The sequence below is a fragment of the Bacillus cereus group sp. BfR-BA-01383 genome, assembly GCF_022663495.1.
GTDB lineage: Bacteria > Bacillota > Bacilli > Bacillales > Bacillaceae_G > Bacillus_A > Bacillus_A cereus_AU.
The window spans coordinates 1-18,607 of sequence record NZ_JAKUFP010000031.1 but is presented as its reverse complement, the minus strand read 5'-3'; the positions used below and the strand labels follow the sequence as shown (position 1 = coordinate 18,607).

Genomic DNA, 18,607 nt, shown 5'->3' with positions numbered 1-18,607 from the left:
GTGAAATAAATATCATATTGAAACGAGCTGTATATATGGGCAGCTCGTTTTTTTCTATTTCGTAAAGGAAGTTGGGTAAATGATATATTTCATGGGATTATATGGAGTATCTTTATACTTTGTTTTATGAATACATAAAAAGAAGTCTGTCCTTTCTTTGTAAAATACGAAAATTATTTTCAGAAAATTATATTATTACATTGGTGAAAGTATAGGAAACTTATCATTATAAAATAAATTGAAATCTTCTAAAAACTCTGATACATTGAAATAGAAATGTAGTTCCACAGTATTGTAAAGGCTTACAGTTATGTGCACGAAGATCTATTAGGATTGGAGGAAATAATGATGAAAGCTGAAGAGAAATTTTCCCCGGGATTAGATGGTATAGTGGCAGCGGAGACGAAAATCTCGTTTCTTGACACAGTGAAAGGTGAAATTGTAATTCAAGGGTATGATTTAATCGAACTCTCAAAAACAAAAGAGTATTTAGACATTGTGCACCTTTTATTGGAAGAACATCTACCGAATGAGGATGAAAAAGCAACAATTGAAAAGAAATTAAAAGAAGAATATGCGGTGCCAGAAGGTGTATTCAATGTGTTAAAAGCATTACCTAAAGAAACGCATCCTATGGATGGATTACGTACAGGTGTGTCTGCATTAGCTGGTTACGATAATGATATCGAAAACCGCTCGTTAGAAGTGAATAAAAGCCGAGGGTACAAGCTATTAAGTAAAGTACCGAACATTGTAGCAAATAGCTATCATATTTTAAATAATAAGGAGCCAATTCAGCCTCTTCAAGAATTGTCATATAGTGCGAATTTCTTCTATATGTTAACTGGTAAAAAACCGACTGAGCTTGAAGAGAAGATCTTTGATCGTTCCCTTGTTTTATATAGTGAACATGAAATGCCAAACTCTACATTTACAGCTCGCGTAATTGCATCGACACAATCAGATTTATACGGTGCTTTAACAGGAGCAGTTGCATCTCTAAAAGGTAGCTTACACGGCGGTGCAAATGAAGCGGTTATGTACATGCTTTTAGAAGCTGGAAATGTTGAGAAATTTGAAGAGTTATTACAGAAGAAACTTTATAACAAAGAAAAGATTATGGGCTTTGGACATCGCGTATATATGAAGAAGATAGATCCAAGAGCGCTGATGATGAAGGAAGCTTTAAAACAGCTTTGTGACGTAAAAGGCGATTATACACTATATGAAATGTGTGAAGCTGGAGAAAAGATTATGGAGAAGGAAAAAGGCATTTATCCGAATCTTGATTACTATGCTGCTCCAGTATATTGGATGCTCGGTATTCCAATTCAACTATATACGCCAATCTTCTTTAGCTCTAGAACAGTAGGACTATGTGCACACGTAATTGAGCAACATGCGAACAATCGTTTGTTCCGTCCACGTGTAAATTATATTGGCGAGCGACATGTATTTAGTAAATAAAAACAACTGGGGAGTTGTTAGCGCCGCCCGCCAGATGGGTGTTTGACCGACACCCATCATTAATAATAACGAATTTTCGACAGAAAGGGAAGAATAGTATGATTAAAACAAATGAAATTAAACAAAAAGATGCATTATTAGAAGAGATTACAGATTATGTATTAAATAAAGAGGTAACAAGTGCAGAAGCATTCAGTACTGCTCGCTACGTATTACTAGATACACTTGGATGCGGAATTTTAGCGCTGCAATATCCAGAGTGTACGAAATTACTAGGACCAGTTGTACCAGGAACTATCGTGCCAAACGGTACACGTGTACCAGGAACATCTTATGTGCTAGATCCAGTGAAAGGTGCATTTAATATCGGATGTATGATCCGTTGGTTAGACTATAACGATACTTGGCTTGCTGCAGAGTGGGGACATCCATCTGATAACTTAGGCGGCATTTTAGCAGTAGCAGATTATATTAGCCGTGTTCGTATTTCAGAAGGAAAAGAACCATTAAAAGTACGTGAAGTATTAGAAATGATGATTAAAGCACATGAAATTCAAGGTGTACTTGCTTTAGAAAATAGTTTAAACCGCGTTGGTCTTGACCATGTATTATACGTAAAAATAGCAACAACTGCTGTAGTTGCGAAAATGCTTGGCGGAACACGTGAAGAAATCTTTAATGCATTATCACATGCGTGGATTGATAATTCTAGTCTTCGTACATATCGTCATGCTCCAAATACTGGCTCACGTAAATCATGGGCAGCAGGTGATGCGACGAGCCGCGGTGTTCATCTTGCAATGACTGCTCTAAAAGGTGAAATGGGTTACCCAACAGCATTATCTGCACCAGGATGGGGATTCCAAGATGTATTATTCAATAAACAAGAATTAAAATTAGCTAGACCACTAGAGTCATATGTAATGGAAAATGTATTATTTAAAGTATCATATCCAGCAGAATTCCATGCACAAACAGCTGCAGAATGTGCAGTGAAGTTGCATCCGGAAATTAAAGAAAGATTAGATGAAATTGATCGTATTACAATTACAACTCATGAATCAGCAATTCGTATTATCGATAAAGAAGGTCCATTAAATAACCCAGCTGATCGTGATCATTGCTTACAATATATTACGGCAATTGGTTTATTAAAAGGTGATATCGTTGCAGACGATTATGAGGATGTAGTAGCAAATGATCCACGTGTAGATGAATTACGTAATAAGATGGTTGTTGTTGAAAACAAGCAGTACAGTTTAGATTATCTTGACCCGAACAAGCGCTCAATCGCCAACGCTGTTCAAGTTCACTTTAAAGATGGTACTGTAACAGAAAATGTGGAATGTGAATACCCACTTGGTCACCGTTTCCGCAGAGATGAAGCGATTCCAAAAGTTGTTCAAAAATTCACTGCAAATATGGCAGGTCATTATTCTAGTAAGCAACAAGAACAAATTCATGAAGTTTGTTTAAATGAAGAAAAACTAGAAAATATGAATGTAAACGAATTTGTAGATCTATTCTTAATTTAATAATAGGGGGAATCTAGAATGGCTTGGGTTGTGAATAAACAGTCAACACAAGAAGAGCTTGCGAATTGCTTCCGAGCTTTAGTAGAAGCAAATGAAATTTTGCAAATTCCAGGTGCTCATGATGCAATGGCAGCTCTTGTTGCGAAAAATACAGGTTTTTCAGCTCTTTATTTATCGGGAGCTGCTTATACTGCAAGTAAAGGGCTACCAGATTTAGGTATCGTGACGTCTACTGAAGTTGCAGAGAGAGCAAGGGATCTAGTAAGAGCTACAGATTTACCAGTTCTTGTTGACATTGATACAGGATTTGGTGGAGTACTAAATGTAGCGAGAACAGCTGTAGAAATGGTAGAAGCGAAAGTAGCTGCTGTTCAAATTGAAGATCAACAATTACCAAAGAAATGTGGACATTTAAATGGCAAGAAACTTGTTTCTACAGAAGAATTAGTTCAAAAGATTAAAGCGATTAAAGAAGTTGCGCCAAGCTTATATATTGTAGCACGCACAGATGCTCGCGGCGTTGAAGGATTAGATGCAGCGATTGAAAGAGCGAATGCATATGTTGAAGCAGGTGCAGATGCAATTTTCCCAGAAGCACTCCAATCAGAAGAGGAATTCCGTTTATTTACTAGCAAAGTGAATGCACCTTTACTAGCAAATATGACTGAGTTCGGAAAAACACCATATTATAGTGCAGAGGAATTTGCGAATATGGGCTTCCAAATGGTTATTTATCCTGTAACTTCACTTCGCGTAGCAGCGAAAGCGTATGAGAATGTGTTTACTTTAATTAAGGAAACAGGTTCTCAAAAAGATGCACTTTCTAATATGCAAACGAGAAGTGAGTTATATGAAACAATTTCATATCATGACTTTGAAGAGTTAGATACTGGTATTGCAAAAACAGTATTATCAGAAGATCAATAGATAAAACAGCGAAGGCGATGAAAATACATCTTTGGCAAAATAAAATGCTTGATGTGAAAAATCATCGCCTTCTATTTTCAAAAAAAGATATTCCACTCATCGTAGACGAGCAAAAGCAAAAAAGCTATGAAAGCCGAATGATAGGGGGATACATATGGAGAAAACGAAGTTACCATGGGATGAATTTTTTTCACTCAATAAAGATGTAAATCATACTTACTTTACACCAGAAGATTTTTCAGGTGATGAGGAGTTAATCGCAAAAACAACTGAACAATTTGTTAAACAAGAAATTGTTCCACAAATGGAAAACATTGAAAAACATAACTATAAAATTTCTCGTCAATTATTTGAAAAAGCTGGAGAACTTGGACTATTAAGTATCGAAGTCCCAGAAGAATACGGCGGGTTCGAGTTAGGAAAGGCAGTTTCAGGACTAGTAGCAGAAAAAATGGGATACGCTGGTGCATTTAGCGTTTCATTTAATATACACGCTGGTGTAGGTACATTGCCTTACATATATTACGGAACGAAAGAACAGAAAGAAAAATATTTACCAAAAATCGCATCGGGAGAATGGATTGGGGCGTATGCTTTAACTGAGCCAAATGCTGGTTCGGATGCATTAAGTGCAAAAACGAGCGCAGTATTGAATGAAGAGGGTACAGCTTGGAAGTTAAATGGCGAAAAGCAGTGGATTACAAATGCTCATATGGCAGATGTATACGTTGTTTTTGCGAAGACAAATAAAGGAATGACAGCGTTTATTGTCGAAAGAACATGTGAAGGTGTATCCATTGGAGTAGAAGAAAAGAAAATGGGCATTAAAGGTTCTTCAACAGCGACCCTTATTTTAGAAGATGTTGTCATCCCTGTTGAAAATGTTTTAGGGGAAGTTGGGAAAGGGCATCACGTAGCTCTTAATATTCTTAACTTTGCTAGACTAAAACTTGCCTTTGGAAATATTGGAACAGCAAAGCAAGCAATTGGATTGTCAGTTCAATACGGAAAAGAACGAAAACAGTTCCAAACGGAATTAGTAGACTTTACGATGATTCAAGAGAAAATTGCAAATATGATCATTGCTACATATGGAGCAGAAAGTGCAGCGTATCGTACAGCAGGTGTAATTGATGAAGCGATTCATGAGAGCGATGAAGATCTTATGAAAAAAATGTCCCAATTCGCAATTGAATGTGCACTAAATAAAGTAAATGCTTCTGAAACACTTGGTCATATCGTAGATGAAGCTGTACAAATTCATGGTGGTTACGGTTATATGCAAGAATACGAAGTAGAACGTTTATATCGTGACGCTCGAATTAGTCGTATTTTTGAAGGAACAAATGAAATTAATAGATTAACAGTTGCCAAAATGTTAATGAAACAAATGGAGCAAATTGAAGATCATGAAGTAGAAAGTGATTTGGAAAACGTCGAAAGAAACCATCGTTACATTTTATTAGCGAAACAATTGTTGAAACAATCTTTGAAAACGCTCTCTAAAACTCCAGGATTAAAAATTGATCAAGAGCAAGAATATTCACGTGTATTATCAAATATGTTGACGGACGTGTACGTCATGGAATCAGCATTTTTACGTACGAGTAAAGCAATTAGTAAAAATGGTGAAGAAAAAGAGCGTACGAAACAAATGATAACGGATGTTATTTGTGAAGAAGGTTATCGTAAAGTAGAAGAAGCGGCGATTTCTATACTTTCAGCGGCTGTCATAGAAGAACAAGATAGACACATTATTTTAGCTGAAATCCGTCAATTATTAGTGCCTTTATACACGAACGTATTTACGAAAAAGAGAGAAATTGCGAAAGCTATTATAAATCGTGGGAAATATATTGTGTAATTAGGAGGAAAGCGATATGAAAAAGATTGGTTTTATCGGCTTAGGTAACATGGGTCTTCCGATGTCTAAAAATTTAGTTAAATCAGGTTACACAGTATACGGAGTGGACTTGAATAAAGAGGCTGAAGCTTCCTTGGAAAAAGAAGGAGGAATTATCGGCCTATCAATCTCAAAACTAGCAGATACATGTGATGTGATTTTTACAAGTTTACCTTCACCTCGTGCCGTTGAAGCGGTATATTTTTGGGAAGAAGGATTATTTGCAAATAGCCACTCGAATGTAGCTTTAATTGATACAAGTACAGTATCTCCACAATTAAATAAACAATTAGAGGAGTCGGCGAAGGAAAAGAAAGTAGACTTTTTAGCGGCGCCTGTTAGTGGTGGTGTAATTGGAGCAGAAAACCGTACATTAACGTTTATGGTTGGTGGATCAAAAGAGGTATATGATAAAACTGAATCTATCATGGAAGTGTTAGGAGCGAATATTTTCCATGTTAGTGAGCAAATCGATAGTGGCACAACTGTTAAATTAATTAACAATCTATTAATTGGTTTTTATACTGCTGGTGTGAGTGAAGCTTTAACATTAGCGAAAAAGAACAATATGGATTTAGATAAAATGTTTGATATTTTAAATGTAAGTTACGGTCAAAGTAGAATTTATGAGCGTAATTATAAAAGTTTCATTGCATCAGAAAACTATGATCCGGGCTTTACTGTAAATTTATTAAAGAAAGATTTAGGGTTTGCGGTTGATTTAGCTAAGGAAAGTGAACTTCACTTACCAGTAAGCGAAATGCTATTAAACGTATATGAAGAAGCGAGTGAGGCAGGATATGGTGAAAACGATATGGCTGCTTTATATAAGAAAGTTAGCGAGCAATTAATTTCTAATCAAAAGTAGTAGACTTATATAAATTATAAAAAAGGAGAGAATATAATGATTACAACTGAAATTAAACGAGTAAAAAATCATATTAATGGCGAGTGGGTAGAATCTACTGGTACGGAAGTAGAAGCAGTACCGAATCCAGCGACGGGAAAAATTATCGCTTACGTTCCACTATCTCCGAAAGAAGATGTTGAAAAAGCTGTCGAAGCGGCAAAAGAGGCATACAAAACATGGTCCAAAGTGCCAGTTCCAAATCGCTCAAGACAGCTATACAAATATTTACAACTGTTACAAGAAAATAAAGATGAACTTGCAAAAATCATTACGCTAGAAAACGGTAAAACGCTAACGGATGCAACTGGTGAAGTGCAGCGTGGTATTGAAGCAGTCGAACTTGCAACATCAGCACCAAATTTAATGATGGGACAAGCTCTTCCGAATATTGCTAGCGGAATTGATGGATCGATTTGGCGCTATCCAATCGGTGTTGTTGCTGGTATTACACCATTTAATTTCCCGATGATGATTCCATTATGGATGTTCCCACTTGCAATTGCTTGTGGTAATACATTCGTATTAAAAACATCTGAAAGAACGCCACTTTTGGCTGAAAGACTTGTAGAGTTATTCTATGAAGCTGGTTTTCCAAAAGGGGTATTAAATTTAGTACAAGGCGGAAAAGATGTTGTAAATAGTATTTTAGAAAGTAAAGATATTCAAGCTGTTTCGTTCGTTGGCTCTGAGCCAGTAGCTCGTTACGTATATGAAACAGGTACGAAACATGGAAAACGTGTACAAGCATTAGCTGGTGCGAAAAACCATGCGATTGTAATGCCAGATTGTAACCTTGAAAAAACTGTACAAGGTGTTATTGGATCTGCATTTGCAAGTAGTGGAGAACGCTGCATGGCATGTTCAGTAGTAGCAGTAGTTGATGAAATTGCTGATGAATTCATTGATGTATTAGTAGCAGAAACGAAGAAGTTAAAAGTAGGTGATGGTTTCAACGAAGATAATTATGTTGGACCACTAATCCGTGAATCTCATAAAGAGCGCGTTTTAGGCTATATTAATAGCGGTGTAGCTGACGGAGCAACTTTATTAGTAGATGGCCGCAAAATTAATGAAGAAGTTGGAGAAGGGTACTTTGTTGGTGCAACAATTTTTGATGACGTAAATCAAGAGATGAAAATTTGGCAGGATGAAATTTTCGCTCCAGTATTAAGTGTTGTAAGAGTTAAAGATTTAGAAGAAGGTATCAAACTGACAAATCAATCTAAATTTGCAAATGGTGCTGTTATTTATACTTCAAATGGTAAGCATGCACAAACATTCCGCGATAACATCGATGCTGGTATGATTGGTGTAAACGTAAACGTTCCAGCACCAATGGCATTCTTCGCATTTGCAGGAAATAAAGCTTCATTCTTTGGTGATTTAGGTACAAATGGTACGGATGGTGTTCAATTCTATACACGCAAAAAGGTTGTAACTGAGCGCTGGTTTTAAAAAAAGTATGTAAATTGTTACATAAAAAAGCCACTCAAAAGGGTGGCTTTTTTATTGTGTATTAATTATTTTTTTCAAATGCTAATTTAATACCGAATCCAATTAAGACAATCCCTGTTAGTCCTTGAATATAACGCTGTGTCTTCGGTTTCTTCATAAAAGCACTAATTTTATCAATTAAAAATATATAAAAAGCAAACCAAATGACTGTTAAAATGAGATAAGTAAGACCCATTACTAGAAGTTGAATAAATGTATTATGATTTGGGTTTAAAAACTGTGGTAAGAAAGTTAAAAAGAAGACTGCGACCTTTGGATTTAATAAATTCGTAAGAAATCCTTGACGGAAGCAAGAAGTATGTTCATTATCGTTATTCATAGATACATCATTTGTATTTACTTCTTCTTTGTTTCTTACTGCTAAAAGGGCTTTAATACCTATATAGATTAAATAAATAGCCCCAACATACTTGAAAATAGAAAATAAAAGAGCTGACTTTACAATAAGTGCGGAAAGACCAATTACAGCAGCTAAAGTATGAATTAATAGTGCAACACATGTACCGAACACTGTTTTTACTCCACCAATCTTACCAGCAACCAATGTGTTTTTCGTAGCCATTGCTGTATCTGGGCCAGGTAAAATGATAAGACAAATTGACATAATGATGAAAAGAAGATAATTTTCTATCATAAATTGTCCTCCTTTGTATTTTTAGAAAATTCGATTAAAATTAGTGTAGCACACATTTTGGTTTAATTAAATTAAATTTTATTTAAAAATATTAAATAAAAAAGGCTATATAGTAGTGTTGCATACACTACTATATAGCCTTTTTGTTATGCATTAAGTAAGTTAAAGAAACGATTTACGTCTTCTTCTGAAACATCACTTAACTGTTTATATTTATAATTCGGATTTTGATCTTTATCAACGACAACGGAGCGTACTCCTTCGAAGAAATCTTCATGTCTCATAAAATTTTTAGCTAGTATAAGGTCTGTAGCGAAACATTCTTCAACGGACTTATCTTGTCCATCAATAAACTGTTTTAATGTTACTTTTAGTGAAACAGGTGATTTTGATAATAGCGTTTCTTTCGTTTTTAGTGCAAATGAACTTTGATCTTTCTCCAATGAGTGGATGATTCCTTCAATTGTATCGAATGCAAAATGTGAATTGATTACTTCTAATGAAGGAACAAGCTCGCTTTCTAAGTTTGGAGCAGTTGCAAATGTACGAATGACTTCTTTCAAATTGGTATGTACATCATCTTCTTTATGCCAATTTACACTTTCAAGTTCAGTAAGGAAATTTGGTAATGTATCTGATGACATAAAGTAGTCAGCAGCGTTTATAAACAATACGTCAGAAGCTTTTAAAATAGATGCTGTTAAAGCAACGTAACGACCTGTATATTCAGGTGCTTTATTTAAGAAATATGCAGCGCCGACGTCCGGGAAGAAGCCGATGTTCATCTCAGGCATTGCCCATTTTGTTTTTTCTGTCACAATTCTGTATGTAGCACCATTTGTAAGTCCGACACCACCGCCCATTACAATACCATCTAAACAAGCGATAATCGGTTTTTTATATTGATAAATGTAAGTATCAATTTCATACTCTTCTTCAAAAAATCGCTCAGCATGCTGCAGTGCAACTTCGCTTGAACGTGCTTCGTAAAGAGTTTTAATGTCACCACCTGCGCAAAATCCTTTTGTGCCAGCTCCCTTTAATACGATAACCGCAATACGCTCATCGTGCTCCCACTCTTTAAGTTTTTGTCCAATTGGCTGTAACATATCATAGGATAAAGAGTTAAGTGCTTTTGGGCGGTTTAAAGTAATTGATGCAACACCGTTTTCACTAACAGAAAATAAAACGTTTTCAGTCATGATTCATCCTCCTTTATATATCTTCTTATTCTTAATTCTTGATACATATTGAAATGTCCTTTATAAATTTTGTCTAAAGTTGGCGGTAAGTGTTAATTTATCTCGTTATTTGTGAGAGATAACTGTTCGTAAAAGCTGGATTGATGTTGGCTAAAAATCAGGGGAGATGGACCAAATCGGACGGATTAAAGTTTCACTTGATCCACCGCATATTTTGACGAGTTATCTTTGCAGGATTTTGAAGGTTGAAGATGAATAATACAATATTAATGTAAGTGTAATTAGTTGAAGTTATGATGATAAAAGCGCTATTATATATGTGTAAAATGTACAAAATAACTTCAAAATTTAAATTATACTGAATGTTTGCATGTAATTAGAAATAGAGAAAGGAGAAATCGGAATGCCAGGACCTTTACTATTGTCGGTTATTATTTTGTCATCATTAATGATAGGGATTACTCAGTATTTTCATCATACAGATACGACAGAAGAAGTGAAGGATAAAGTTCGACTCGTATTTCCGATTTTTATAGTATCTATTTCCTTATGTTTTCTATTAAATAAAGATGGGTATATTGTGGTGGTCTTTTCATTTTTCGTAGCAATCGTTTTAATAACGATTTTATATTATGTAATGAAAGATTATATACAAAAATAAAAGTGTCTATATAGACATTTTTATTTTTGTACAACATTAAAATTTCACATACCGTATTTTGTTTAAAAACATAAAACAAATGACAATAGAAAAGTATATACTTTACCTTGTATTTACTTGTCAATCTTGCATAGCCACTATACTATAAATAATGTAGAGATTAGAAAAAGGGGTTGTATCTAACATGAAATTTGAGATGCACACGAAAATTATTTCAAATGAAAAAGAAGTAAGATTAAATATGGAAGAAAATCTATTTCAATTAAACTTGGATGGTTATCATTTATTTACAGTTCAAGAAATATTACCTTTATATAAAACGAATCAAGAAAGAATTGGTAGTGCAGTAGTTCGAAAATTAGAGTGGGAGAACGGAAAAACTACAGTAAACTATCAACTTGTATCACTACAATCAGTTAATTAAAAGGAGAAGAAAAATATGAAGTTATTTCATACAGCGGATTGGCATTTAGGCAAGCTTGTTCATGGCGTGTATATGACTGAAGATCAAAAGATTGTATTAGAACAGTTTGTACAAGCTGTTGAAGAAGAAAAGCCAGATGCCGTAATTATTGCCGGGGATTTATACGACCGAGCAATTCCACCGACAGAAGCAGTAGACTTATTAAATGATGTTTTACAAAAAATAGTTATTGATTTACAAACACCAGTTATTGCAGTAGCTGGGAACCATGATAGTCCAGATCGTATCCATTTTGGAAGCAGTTTAATGAAAAAGCAGGGGTTACATATTGTAGGACAATTTCAATTTCCATATGAACCTGTTGTATTAAAAGATGAATATGGAGAGGTTCACTTCCATCTCGTTCCGTATGCGGATCCAAGCATAGTTAGACACATATTGAAAAACGAAGACGTACGTTCTCATGATGATGCGATGCGTATTTTTATGAATGAGCTTTCTGAAACGATGGATAAAGTGGCTAGACATGTATTTGTTGGACACGCATTTGTAACTTCTTCAGGAGAAGCGGAGGAGAATACAAGTGATGCAGAGCGACCACTTTCAATTGGTGGTGCTGAATATGTAAATAGTCATTATTTTGATAAGTTTCATTACACAGCGCTTGGGCATTTACATCAAGCGCATTTCGTACGTAATGAGACAATTCGATATTCAGGTTCGCCACTTGCATATTCTATTTCTGAAGAAAAACATAAAAAAGGATATTACATTGTGGAACTGGATGAAAAGGGTGAAGCAACAATTGAAAAAAGGCTGCTTTCACCACGTCGTAAAATGCGAACAGTAGAAGCGAAAATAGATGAATTATTACAACATCCAGTAAGTGAGGATTACGTATTTGTAAAATTACTAGATGAAAATCCTGTTTTGCAACCAATGGAGAAAATACGCTCTGTATACCCAAATGCCATGCATGTTGAAAGATCTATTCAAAGACGAGAGTTCACGGATGAAAATGAAGTAACTGTTTCAAGACATAAAACGGATGATTTATCTCTTTTAAAAGCTTTTTATAAAGAAATGAAAGGCTTAGATTTATCAGAAGAGAAAGAACGTCTATTTATAGAAGTATTACAAACAGTGCAAGAACGGGAAGGTGAACGAGGATGAGACCGATTCAGCTTATTATGACAGCATTTGGACCATATAAACAGAAAGAAATAATCGATTTTGACGATCTTGGAGAACATCGTATTTTTGCCATTTCCGGAAATACGGGAGCTGGAAAGACAACGATTTTTGATGCGATTTGTTATGTATTATATGGGGAGGCTAGTGGAGAAGAACGTAGTGATACGAGCATGCTTCGAAGTCAATTTGCTGATGATGATGTTTATACGAGTGTAGAACTAACTTTTCAGTTAAAAGGGAAACGCTATGAAATAAAACGACAACTTGGTCATAAAAAACAAGGCAATAAGACGATTACAGGACATGCAGTAGAGTTATATGAAGTAATTGATGGAGAAAAGGTTCCAGCTGTTGATCGTTTTCACGTTACGGATGTAAATAAAAAAGTGGAAGATTTAATCGGATTAAGTAAACATCAATTCAGCCAAATTGTCATGTTACCACAAGGAGAATTCCGAAAACTATTAACATCTGAGACAGAAAACAAAGAAGAGATTTTACGTCGTATTTTTAAAACAGATCGTTATAAATTAATGCGCGAGTTACTTGATCAAAAACGAAAACAATGGAAAGACGTTCTGCAAGAAAAACAAAAAGAACGAGAGCTATATTTCCGTAATGTTTTTAAATTACCGGTTCGTGATGGGGCTCTGTTAGAAACTTTAATAGAGCAGGAGCATGTGAATACACATCAAGTAGTAGAGGCGCTAGAGCAAGAAACAACTATGTACACGGCGGAAGTTGAGCAATTACAAGTAGAGCAAGGTGTTCAAATGAAGCAATTAAAAGAAGCAGAAACACGTTTTCATGCAGCGAAATCTGTAAATGAGAAATTTACAGATTTACAGCAAAAGAATGAGAGATACAATACGTTACAAGAAAACCGTGCAGCGATTGAAATGAAAGAAACATCTTTTAAACGCGCGGAACAAGCGAAGCGTTTATTACCGTTTGAGCAATGGTATGAGGAAGCAATGCTAAATGAGCAGAAGGCTGAAAGTTTGTTAAAACAGATAAACACAAAAAAAGAACATATAATGAATAGTTTTGAACTTGCTCAGGAGAAATATGAAGCAGTAAAGAATAAAGAAGCAGAACGAGAAGAAGCAAAAAAACTTGTTCGAAGGTTAGAAGAGTTACAACCAATTATCGCATCATTAGCTGAGAAAAAGTTGAATTTACAAAATGCTGAAATCCAAATAGGGAAATTAAAAGAAAGTATGCAAAAGCTGGATCTAGAACTAGAAGAGCATACAAATCAAAAACAGAGAATGTCTGGTGAATTACAGCAATTAGAATTAGCGCTTGAGCAATACGTAGCTAAAGTAGAAGAACTAACAAATATGAGAGAAGATGCAAAAGTTTTAAAGCAAGCATATGATGTTTGGCAAGAAAAACAAAAATTCGAGCAAGAAAAAGAAGCAGCAAATAATAAGATGCAAGTGGCAGTTATGGCATATGAAAATATGGAACGCCGCTGGTTAAGTGAACAAGCAGGTATATTAGCACTTCATTTACATGACGGTGAATCTTGCCCAGTATGTGGTAGTACGAATCACCCGAAAAAAGCTACAGAGCAAAGTGGTGCAATCGATGAAAAAGAGTTAAACGATTTAAGAGAAAAGAAGAACGTTGCTGAAAAATTACATGTTCAAGTAGAGGAGAAATGGAATTTCTATCGACTACAATATGAACAGGTGATAGAAGAAGTCATGAAGCGAGGGTACCACTCAGAACAATTAGTTGAAACATACAGTGCGCTCGTTCAAAAAGGAAAGCAATTAGCAGCAGAAGTGAATACGTTAAAAGAAAGCGAAGAAAGACGTAAACAAATTGCTGTGAATATAAAAAGCATAGAAGAAAAGGTAGATGAACTTCAGAAACAAAAGCGTGAAATAGAAACATTGCAGCACCGTACAGAAATGGAGTGCATGCAACTTCGTACGTCATATGAACATGACCAGAAAAATATTCCAGACAATTTACAAACAGTACAAGTTTGGAAAGTACAGTTTGACCAAGCTATGCAACAACTTAGGTTAATGGAAGATGAATGGAAGAAAGTGCAAGAAGCATATCAACATTGGCAAAATGAACATATACGTATTCAAGCAGAACATGAAAGTGCTTCTAATCAATTTGAAAGTGCAAAACTGAAAAAAGAAGAGACTTTCGCACGCTTTATGAAAGAGTTAGAACAAAGCGGATTTACAGATCAAATAACGTATAAAGCAGCCAAATTAAATGATGTTGAGATGGAGATGTTACAAAAAGAAATTCAAAGTTATTATTCATCTCTTGAAGTACTTGCAAAACAAATCGAAGAGTTACATGCTGAATTAAAAGATAAAGAGTATATGGATATTACGTCGTTAGGTGAACATATAAAAGAATTAGAAATTAATCTTGATATAATTAAAGAGAAACGTCAACGTGCGCAAAACGCTGTAGCATATATTTCTGATTTACATGAAAATATTAAACGAATTGATGAACAAATTCATGAAGAAGAAAAAGCATTCCAAGAACTTGTTGATTTATATGAAGTCATGAAAGGTGATAACGAAAGCCGTATATCATTTGAACGTTACATCTTAATTGAGTATTTAGAACAAATTGTTCAAATTGCAAATGAAAGACTACGTAAATTATCAAATGGACAATTTTATTTAAAACGAAGTGAACGAGTTGAAAAGAGAAATCGTCAAAGTGGATTAGGTTTAGATGTGTATGACGCATACACTGGCCAAACGCGTGATGTGAAAACATTATCAGGCGGTGAGAAATTTAACGCATCACTTTGCTTAGCGCTTGGAATGGCAGACGTAATTCAAGCGTATGAAGGCGGTATATCCATAGAAACGATGTTTATCGATGAAGGATTCGGTTCATTAGATGAGGAGTCATTAACGAAAGCGGTTGACGCCTTAATTGACTTACAAAAATCAGGCCGATTTATCGGTGTCATTTCACACGTTCAAGAGCTGAAAAACGCAATGCCAGCTGTATTAGAAGTAACGAAGCAGAAGGATGGATGTAGTCAGACGAGGTTTGTGGTGAAGTAAGTTCGGAAATTAAAGTAGGAACTTTGTGTGGTATGTATGACAAATAAAACGTCGTCTCTTCAGTGGAGACGACGTTTTATTTTACCATATTTCTACGAATTATCGGAAGAGGGTGGCGTATTTGCCAAACGGTTATAGGCTTTAAAAGCTACGATTGCCGATATAACACCACCTACTAGAAATAGAGATGATCCACCGACTAAAATGATACGACTGACATATGTCTCACGTGCTTCTTCGACTTGTTCTTGTAACGCGGTAGGCATATGAAAACCTCCTTTACAAAATTGTTTTGTAAATAGTATATACAAACGCCTAAAATATGTTAAAATTTATTGGATCGTTTTATCCCGCATTAACTGCCCGTAAAACCCCCGCTGATTATAGTTTCACTTTATGCAGAAGGCAATATTTGTATTAAGAATTATTCAGTATGTAGTAGGATACAAGTGATTTCTTAAATCTTCATTACAAATTTATACTAACTTCACATACAGCACATATTAAAATTGTATTATGTATATGTATCAAATAAATAAAGTGAATAATAATAAGTTCGATTTTTGAAAATTGGAAATCCTATTATTTTTATATAAAGGTCTTGATTAGGGATTTTAAGTTTTAGAAATGGTTCTTAATAAAAAGGAATTCATATAAAAGGGGAATGTCTTATGACAACATATACGAGCGAGATGAGAAAAAGTGTAGTTTCAGAAGAAGATGTAGATATTTTAAAAATTATGGCGCATCCAATCCGATTACAAATTGTAAATGAATTAAGTACAAGGAAAACTTGTAATGTAACACAATTAACAGAATTACTAAATATTCCACAATCGACTGTTTCGCAACATTTATCAAAAATGAAGGGTAAAGTGTTACGAGCGGAGAGAAGAGGTTTAGAAATTTATTATCACATTAATAATTTAAAAGCGAGTAAGATTGTTAGTGTTTTAGGATATATAAACTAAAGAAGTATTTTCATATAAAATAGCCTCTGCTGTTGAGCAGGGGCTATTTTATGTTGTTTTATGTACTTGCATTTAAAATTTTATAGTTTTTATGATTTACAATTGTTCGATCAAATTCAAAAGTACCACCGCTTACATTTGTAATCTCAACTAAGACCGATTCAGTATATAGTTTTAGTACAGATCCTGTAATCTTTAAATTATTTCGTTGAAAAAGTATAGTATCCCCTACGTTTGCTTTCATAGTACCTCCTCATTTAAGACAGAAATATTTTTTATTATATATATTAAACCACGTATGGATATATTAGTGAATATTTAGTTTATTTATAAAAAAAATATTTTTTATTTAATAAAAATTGAAGTGCAATATTATGCGGGAAAATTACAAAAAACATAAAAATAGAAATGTAGGAATGGTAGAATTTTTGAGTACAAGCATTGTAACGAAAGCCAGATTACAAGACTATTAAATGACTTGTATCAAGACACATGGGAGCAACATGTTAGAAAATCTGAAGAGTAAAAAAGAATAGGTTGTTTTTGTATGTATAGGAAAATCAGAATTTTGAAATTCAACCATGGTATAACTGGGCTCATAACCTTTATAAAAGAAGATGCGAAAACAGCTGTAAGTCGTATTGATGCAAAACATAATAAAGGCTACTACGTATTTAATAAGCAGTTTTTTGTATTTCACCCTTCGTTTTATGTAACTGATTCCATATTTTTGACGCTCTATCTTGTAAGTGCTTACACAAACGTAGACATCCTATACAATGAAGTTGTTAAATCAAAAGAGGTGGTCAAAATGAACATAAAAAAAGAAAATTTAGCGTATGGCATTGAAATAGAAAGAGGAGACGGGATAATATGAAAAAATCAAATGTAAATCCATGGCTTGTTGTCCTTGGAACAGTCATAGTACAAATGGGGCTTGGAACGATATATACATGGAGTTTATTCAATCAGCCTTTAGTTAGTAAATACGGTTGGAGTCTTAACGCAGTTGCTATAACTTTCTCAATTACTAGTCTTTCTTTAGCGTTTTCAACTTTGTTTGCGAGTAAATTGCAAGAAAAATGGGGACTTCGTAAACTTATTATGATAGCTGGACTAGCATTAGGACTAGGATTAATACTTAGTTCACAAGCTTCCTCATTAGTATTACTTTATGTACTAGCAGGATTTGTTGTAGGTTATGCAGATGGTACAGCATATATCACTTCACTATCCAATTTAATAAAGTGGTTTCCAGAGCGTAAAGGTTTAATCGCTGGTATTTCTGTCTCTGCATATGGTTCGGGTAGCTTAATCTTTAAATACATTAATGCACAGTTGATTGAATCAGTTGGTGTATCACAAGCGTTTATATACTGGGGTGCAATTGTTACAGCTATGATTGTGATTGGTGCTTGTTTAATCCATCAAGCCGCTGATCAAGGTGCAGTTCAGGAAACAAAAACTAAAGAATATACAACAAAAGAAATGTTAGGCACAAAACAAGTATACTTATTATTTATTATGTTATTTACATCATGTATGAGTGGCTTATACTTAATTGGTATGGTAAAAGACATCGGTGTTCAACTTGTAGGGCTTAGCGCAGCAACAGCAGCTAATGCGGTGGCTATGGTTGCAATCTTCAATACATTGGGTCGTATCATTCTGGGACCGTTATCAGATAAAATCGGCCGTTTAAAAATCGTTACTGGTACTTTTGTTGTTATGGCGACTGCAGTCTTGGTTCTAAGTTTCGTAGATTTAAATTATGGTATCTACTTCTTATGTGTAGCAAGTGTAGCATTTTGCTTTGGTGGAAATATCACTATTTTCCCAGCTATTGTTGGTGATTTCTTCGGTATGAAAAACCATAGTAAGAACTACGGAATTGTGTATCAAGGATTTGGATTTGGAGCGCTTGCAGGTTCCTTTATCGGTGCACTTCTAGGTGGATTCAAACCAACCTTTATGGTGATCGGCGTATTATGTGTCGTGTCATTTATTATCTCAATTTTAATTAAAGCACCTAATCAGAAAAAAGAAAACGAAGAAGAGTATCGCAGCGTAGCGTAAGCATATAAATCTTCTATTACACTATTATAACTAAAACATACTAAGATTAGTAGTGCAGACCAAGGCATTGGTTCGCACTACTATTTTTTATATAGTAGAAGTGAAGAAAAGGTCGTGGGTGCT

General features: G+C 34.7%; 17 protein-coding genes. 13 read left to right on the top strand and 4 right to left on the bottom strand.

Annotated elements, in window-relative coordinates:
* Window positions 1–345: 345 nt before the first annotated feature.
* The 6 genes from mmgD (at window position 346) to MR065_RS21520 (ending at window position 8,197) form a co-directional block, all read left to right on the top strand.
* Window positions 346–1,467 carry a citrate synthase gene (mmgD, locus tag MR065_RS21545; RefSeq protein ID WP_242215013.1) on the top strand — a complete coding sequence of 374 codons (1,122 nt, stop codon included), beginning with the start codon at window positions 346–348 and terminating at the stop codon, window positions 1,465–1,467.
* 98 nt (window positions 1,468–1,565) lie between these two features.
* Window positions 1,566–3,002 carry a 2-methylcitrate dehydratase gene (prpD, locus tag MR065_RS21540; protein ID WP_242215012.1) on the top strand — a complete coding sequence of 479 codons (1,437 nt, stop codon included), beginning with the start codon at window positions 1,566–1,568 and terminating at the stop codon, window positions 3,000–3,002.
* A gap of 18 nt (window positions 3,003–3,020) precedes the next feature.
* Window positions 3,021–3,929, top strand: coding sequence for a methylisocitrate lyase (gene prpB, locus MR065_RS21535; RefSeq protein WP_242215011.1), 909 nt, complete (start codon window positions 3,021–3,023; stop codon window positions 3,927–3,929).
* A gap of 154 nt (window positions 3,930–4,083) precedes the next feature.
* Window positions 4,084–5,793 carry an acyl-CoA dehydrogenase family protein gene (locus MR065_RS21530; RefSeq protein WP_242215010.1) on the top strand — a complete coding sequence of 570 codons (1,710 nt, stop codon included), beginning with the start codon at window positions 4,084–4,086 and terminating at the stop codon, window positions 5,791–5,793.
* Window positions 5,794–5,809: 16 nt separating this feature from the next.
* Window positions 5,810–6,700, top strand: a complete 891-nt coding sequence (locus MR065_RS21525; protein ID WP_242215009.1) for an NAD(P)-dependent oxidoreductase — start codon at window positions 5,810–5,812, stop codon at window positions 6,698–6,700.
* A 36-nt stretch (window positions 6,701–6,736) separates the two neighbouring features.
* Window positions 6,737–8,197: a CoA-acylating methylmalonate-semialdehyde dehydrogenase gene (locus MR065_RS21520; protein ID WP_088230322.1), complete on the top strand. Its 1,461-nt coding sequence runs from the start codon at window positions 6,737–6,739 to the stop codon at window positions 8,195–8,197.
* 61 nt (window positions 8,198–8,258) lie between these two features.
* Here the strand turns inward: MR065_RS21520 and MR065_RS21515 are convergent, their stop codons facing one another.
* A complete protein-coding gene (locus MR065_RS21515; protein ID WP_242215008.1) occupies window positions 8,259–8,891 on the bottom strand; it encodes a LysE family translocator in 633 nt (210 codons plus the stop codon).
* Between the two features lie 146 nt (window positions 8,892–9,037).
* On the bottom strand, window positions 9,038–10,093 hold the full coding sequence (locus tag MR065_RS21510) for an enoyl-CoA hydratase/isomerase family protein (RefSeq protein ID WP_242215007.1): 1,056 nt from the start codon (window positions 10,091–10,093) through the stop codon (window positions 9,038–9,040).
* 403 nt (window positions 10,094–10,496) lie between these two features.
* On the opposite strand from MR065_RS21510, the gene MR065_RS21505 reads away from it, so the two are divergent.
* The 4 genes from MR065_RS21505 to MR065_RS21490 all read left to right on the top strand — a co-directional run bounded on the left by MR065_RS21505 (window position 10,497) and on the right by MR065_RS21490 (window position 15,437).
* Window positions 10,497–10,754, top strand: a complete 258-nt coding sequence (locus MR065_RS21505; protein ID WP_001119410.1) for a hypothetical protein — start codon at window positions 10,497–10,499, stop codon at window positions 10,752–10,754.
* Between the two features lie 184 nt (window positions 10,755–10,938).
* Window positions 10,939–11,178, top strand: coding sequence for a DUF2584 family protein (locus tag MR065_RS21500; RefSeq protein ID WP_242215006.1), 240 nt, complete (start codon window positions 10,939–10,941; stop codon window positions 11,176–11,178).
* A 15-nt stretch (window positions 11,179–11,193) separates the two neighbouring features.
* Window positions 11,194–12,351 (top strand): exonuclease SbcCD subunit D, encoded by a 1,158-nt coding sequence (locus MR065_RS21495; RefSeq protein ID WP_242215005.1) that lies wholly within the window; start codon window positions 11,194–11,196, stop codon window positions 12,349–12,351.
* Window positions 12,348–15,437 (top strand): AAA family ATPase, encoded by a 3,090-nt coding sequence (locus tag MR065_RS21490; protein WP_242215004.1) that lies wholly within the window; start codon window positions 12,348–12,350, stop codon window positions 15,435–15,437. Before MR065_RS21495 ends, MR065_RS21490 begins: the two co-directional genes overlap by 4 nt.
* 92 nt (window positions 15,438–15,529) lie before the next feature.
* Here MR065_RS21490 and MR065_RS21485 read toward each other — a convergent pair whose 3' ends face one another.
* Window positions 15,530–15,703 (bottom strand): hypothetical protein, encoded by a 174-nt coding sequence (locus MR065_RS21485; RefSeq protein ID WP_242215003.1) that lies wholly within the window; start codon window positions 15,701–15,703, stop codon window positions 15,530–15,532.
* Between the two features lie 405 nt (window positions 15,704–16,108).
* Between MR065_RS21485 and MR065_RS21480 the strand changes: the two genes are divergently transcribed.
* Window positions 16,109–16,408 (top strand): ArsR/SmtB family transcription factor, encoded by a 300-nt coding sequence (locus MR065_RS21480; protein ID WP_097905346.1) that lies wholly within the window; start codon window positions 16,109–16,111, stop codon window positions 16,406–16,408.
* Between the two features lie 58 nt (window positions 16,409–16,466).
* Here MR065_RS21480 and MR065_RS21475 read toward each other — a convergent pair whose 3' ends face one another.
* Window positions 16,467–16,652, bottom strand: coding sequence for a YkvS family protein (locus tag MR065_RS21475; protein ID WP_000646790.1), 186 nt, complete (start codon window positions 16,650–16,652; stop codon window positions 16,467–16,469).
* A 303-nt stretch (window positions 16,653–16,955) separates the two neighbouring features.
* On the opposite strand from MR065_RS21475, the gene MR065_RS21470 reads away from it, so the two are divergent.
* Both MR065_RS21470 and MR065_RS21465 read left to right on the top strand, forming a co-directional pair.
* The gene (locus tag MR065_RS21470; protein ID WP_242215042.1) at window positions 16,956–17,285 is read left to right on the top strand and encodes a hypothetical protein; all 330 of its coding nucleotides are present in this window, start codon (window positions 16,956–16,958) and stop codon (window positions 17,283–17,285) included.
* Window positions 17,282–18,484, top strand: coding sequence for an L-lactate MFS transporter (locus MR065_RS21465; RefSeq protein WP_098266731.1), 1,203 nt, complete (start codon window positions 17,282–17,284; stop codon window positions 18,482–18,484). Before MR065_RS21470 ends, MR065_RS21465 begins: the two co-directional genes overlap by 4 nt.
* Window positions 18,485–18,607 lie beyond the last annotated feature (123 nt).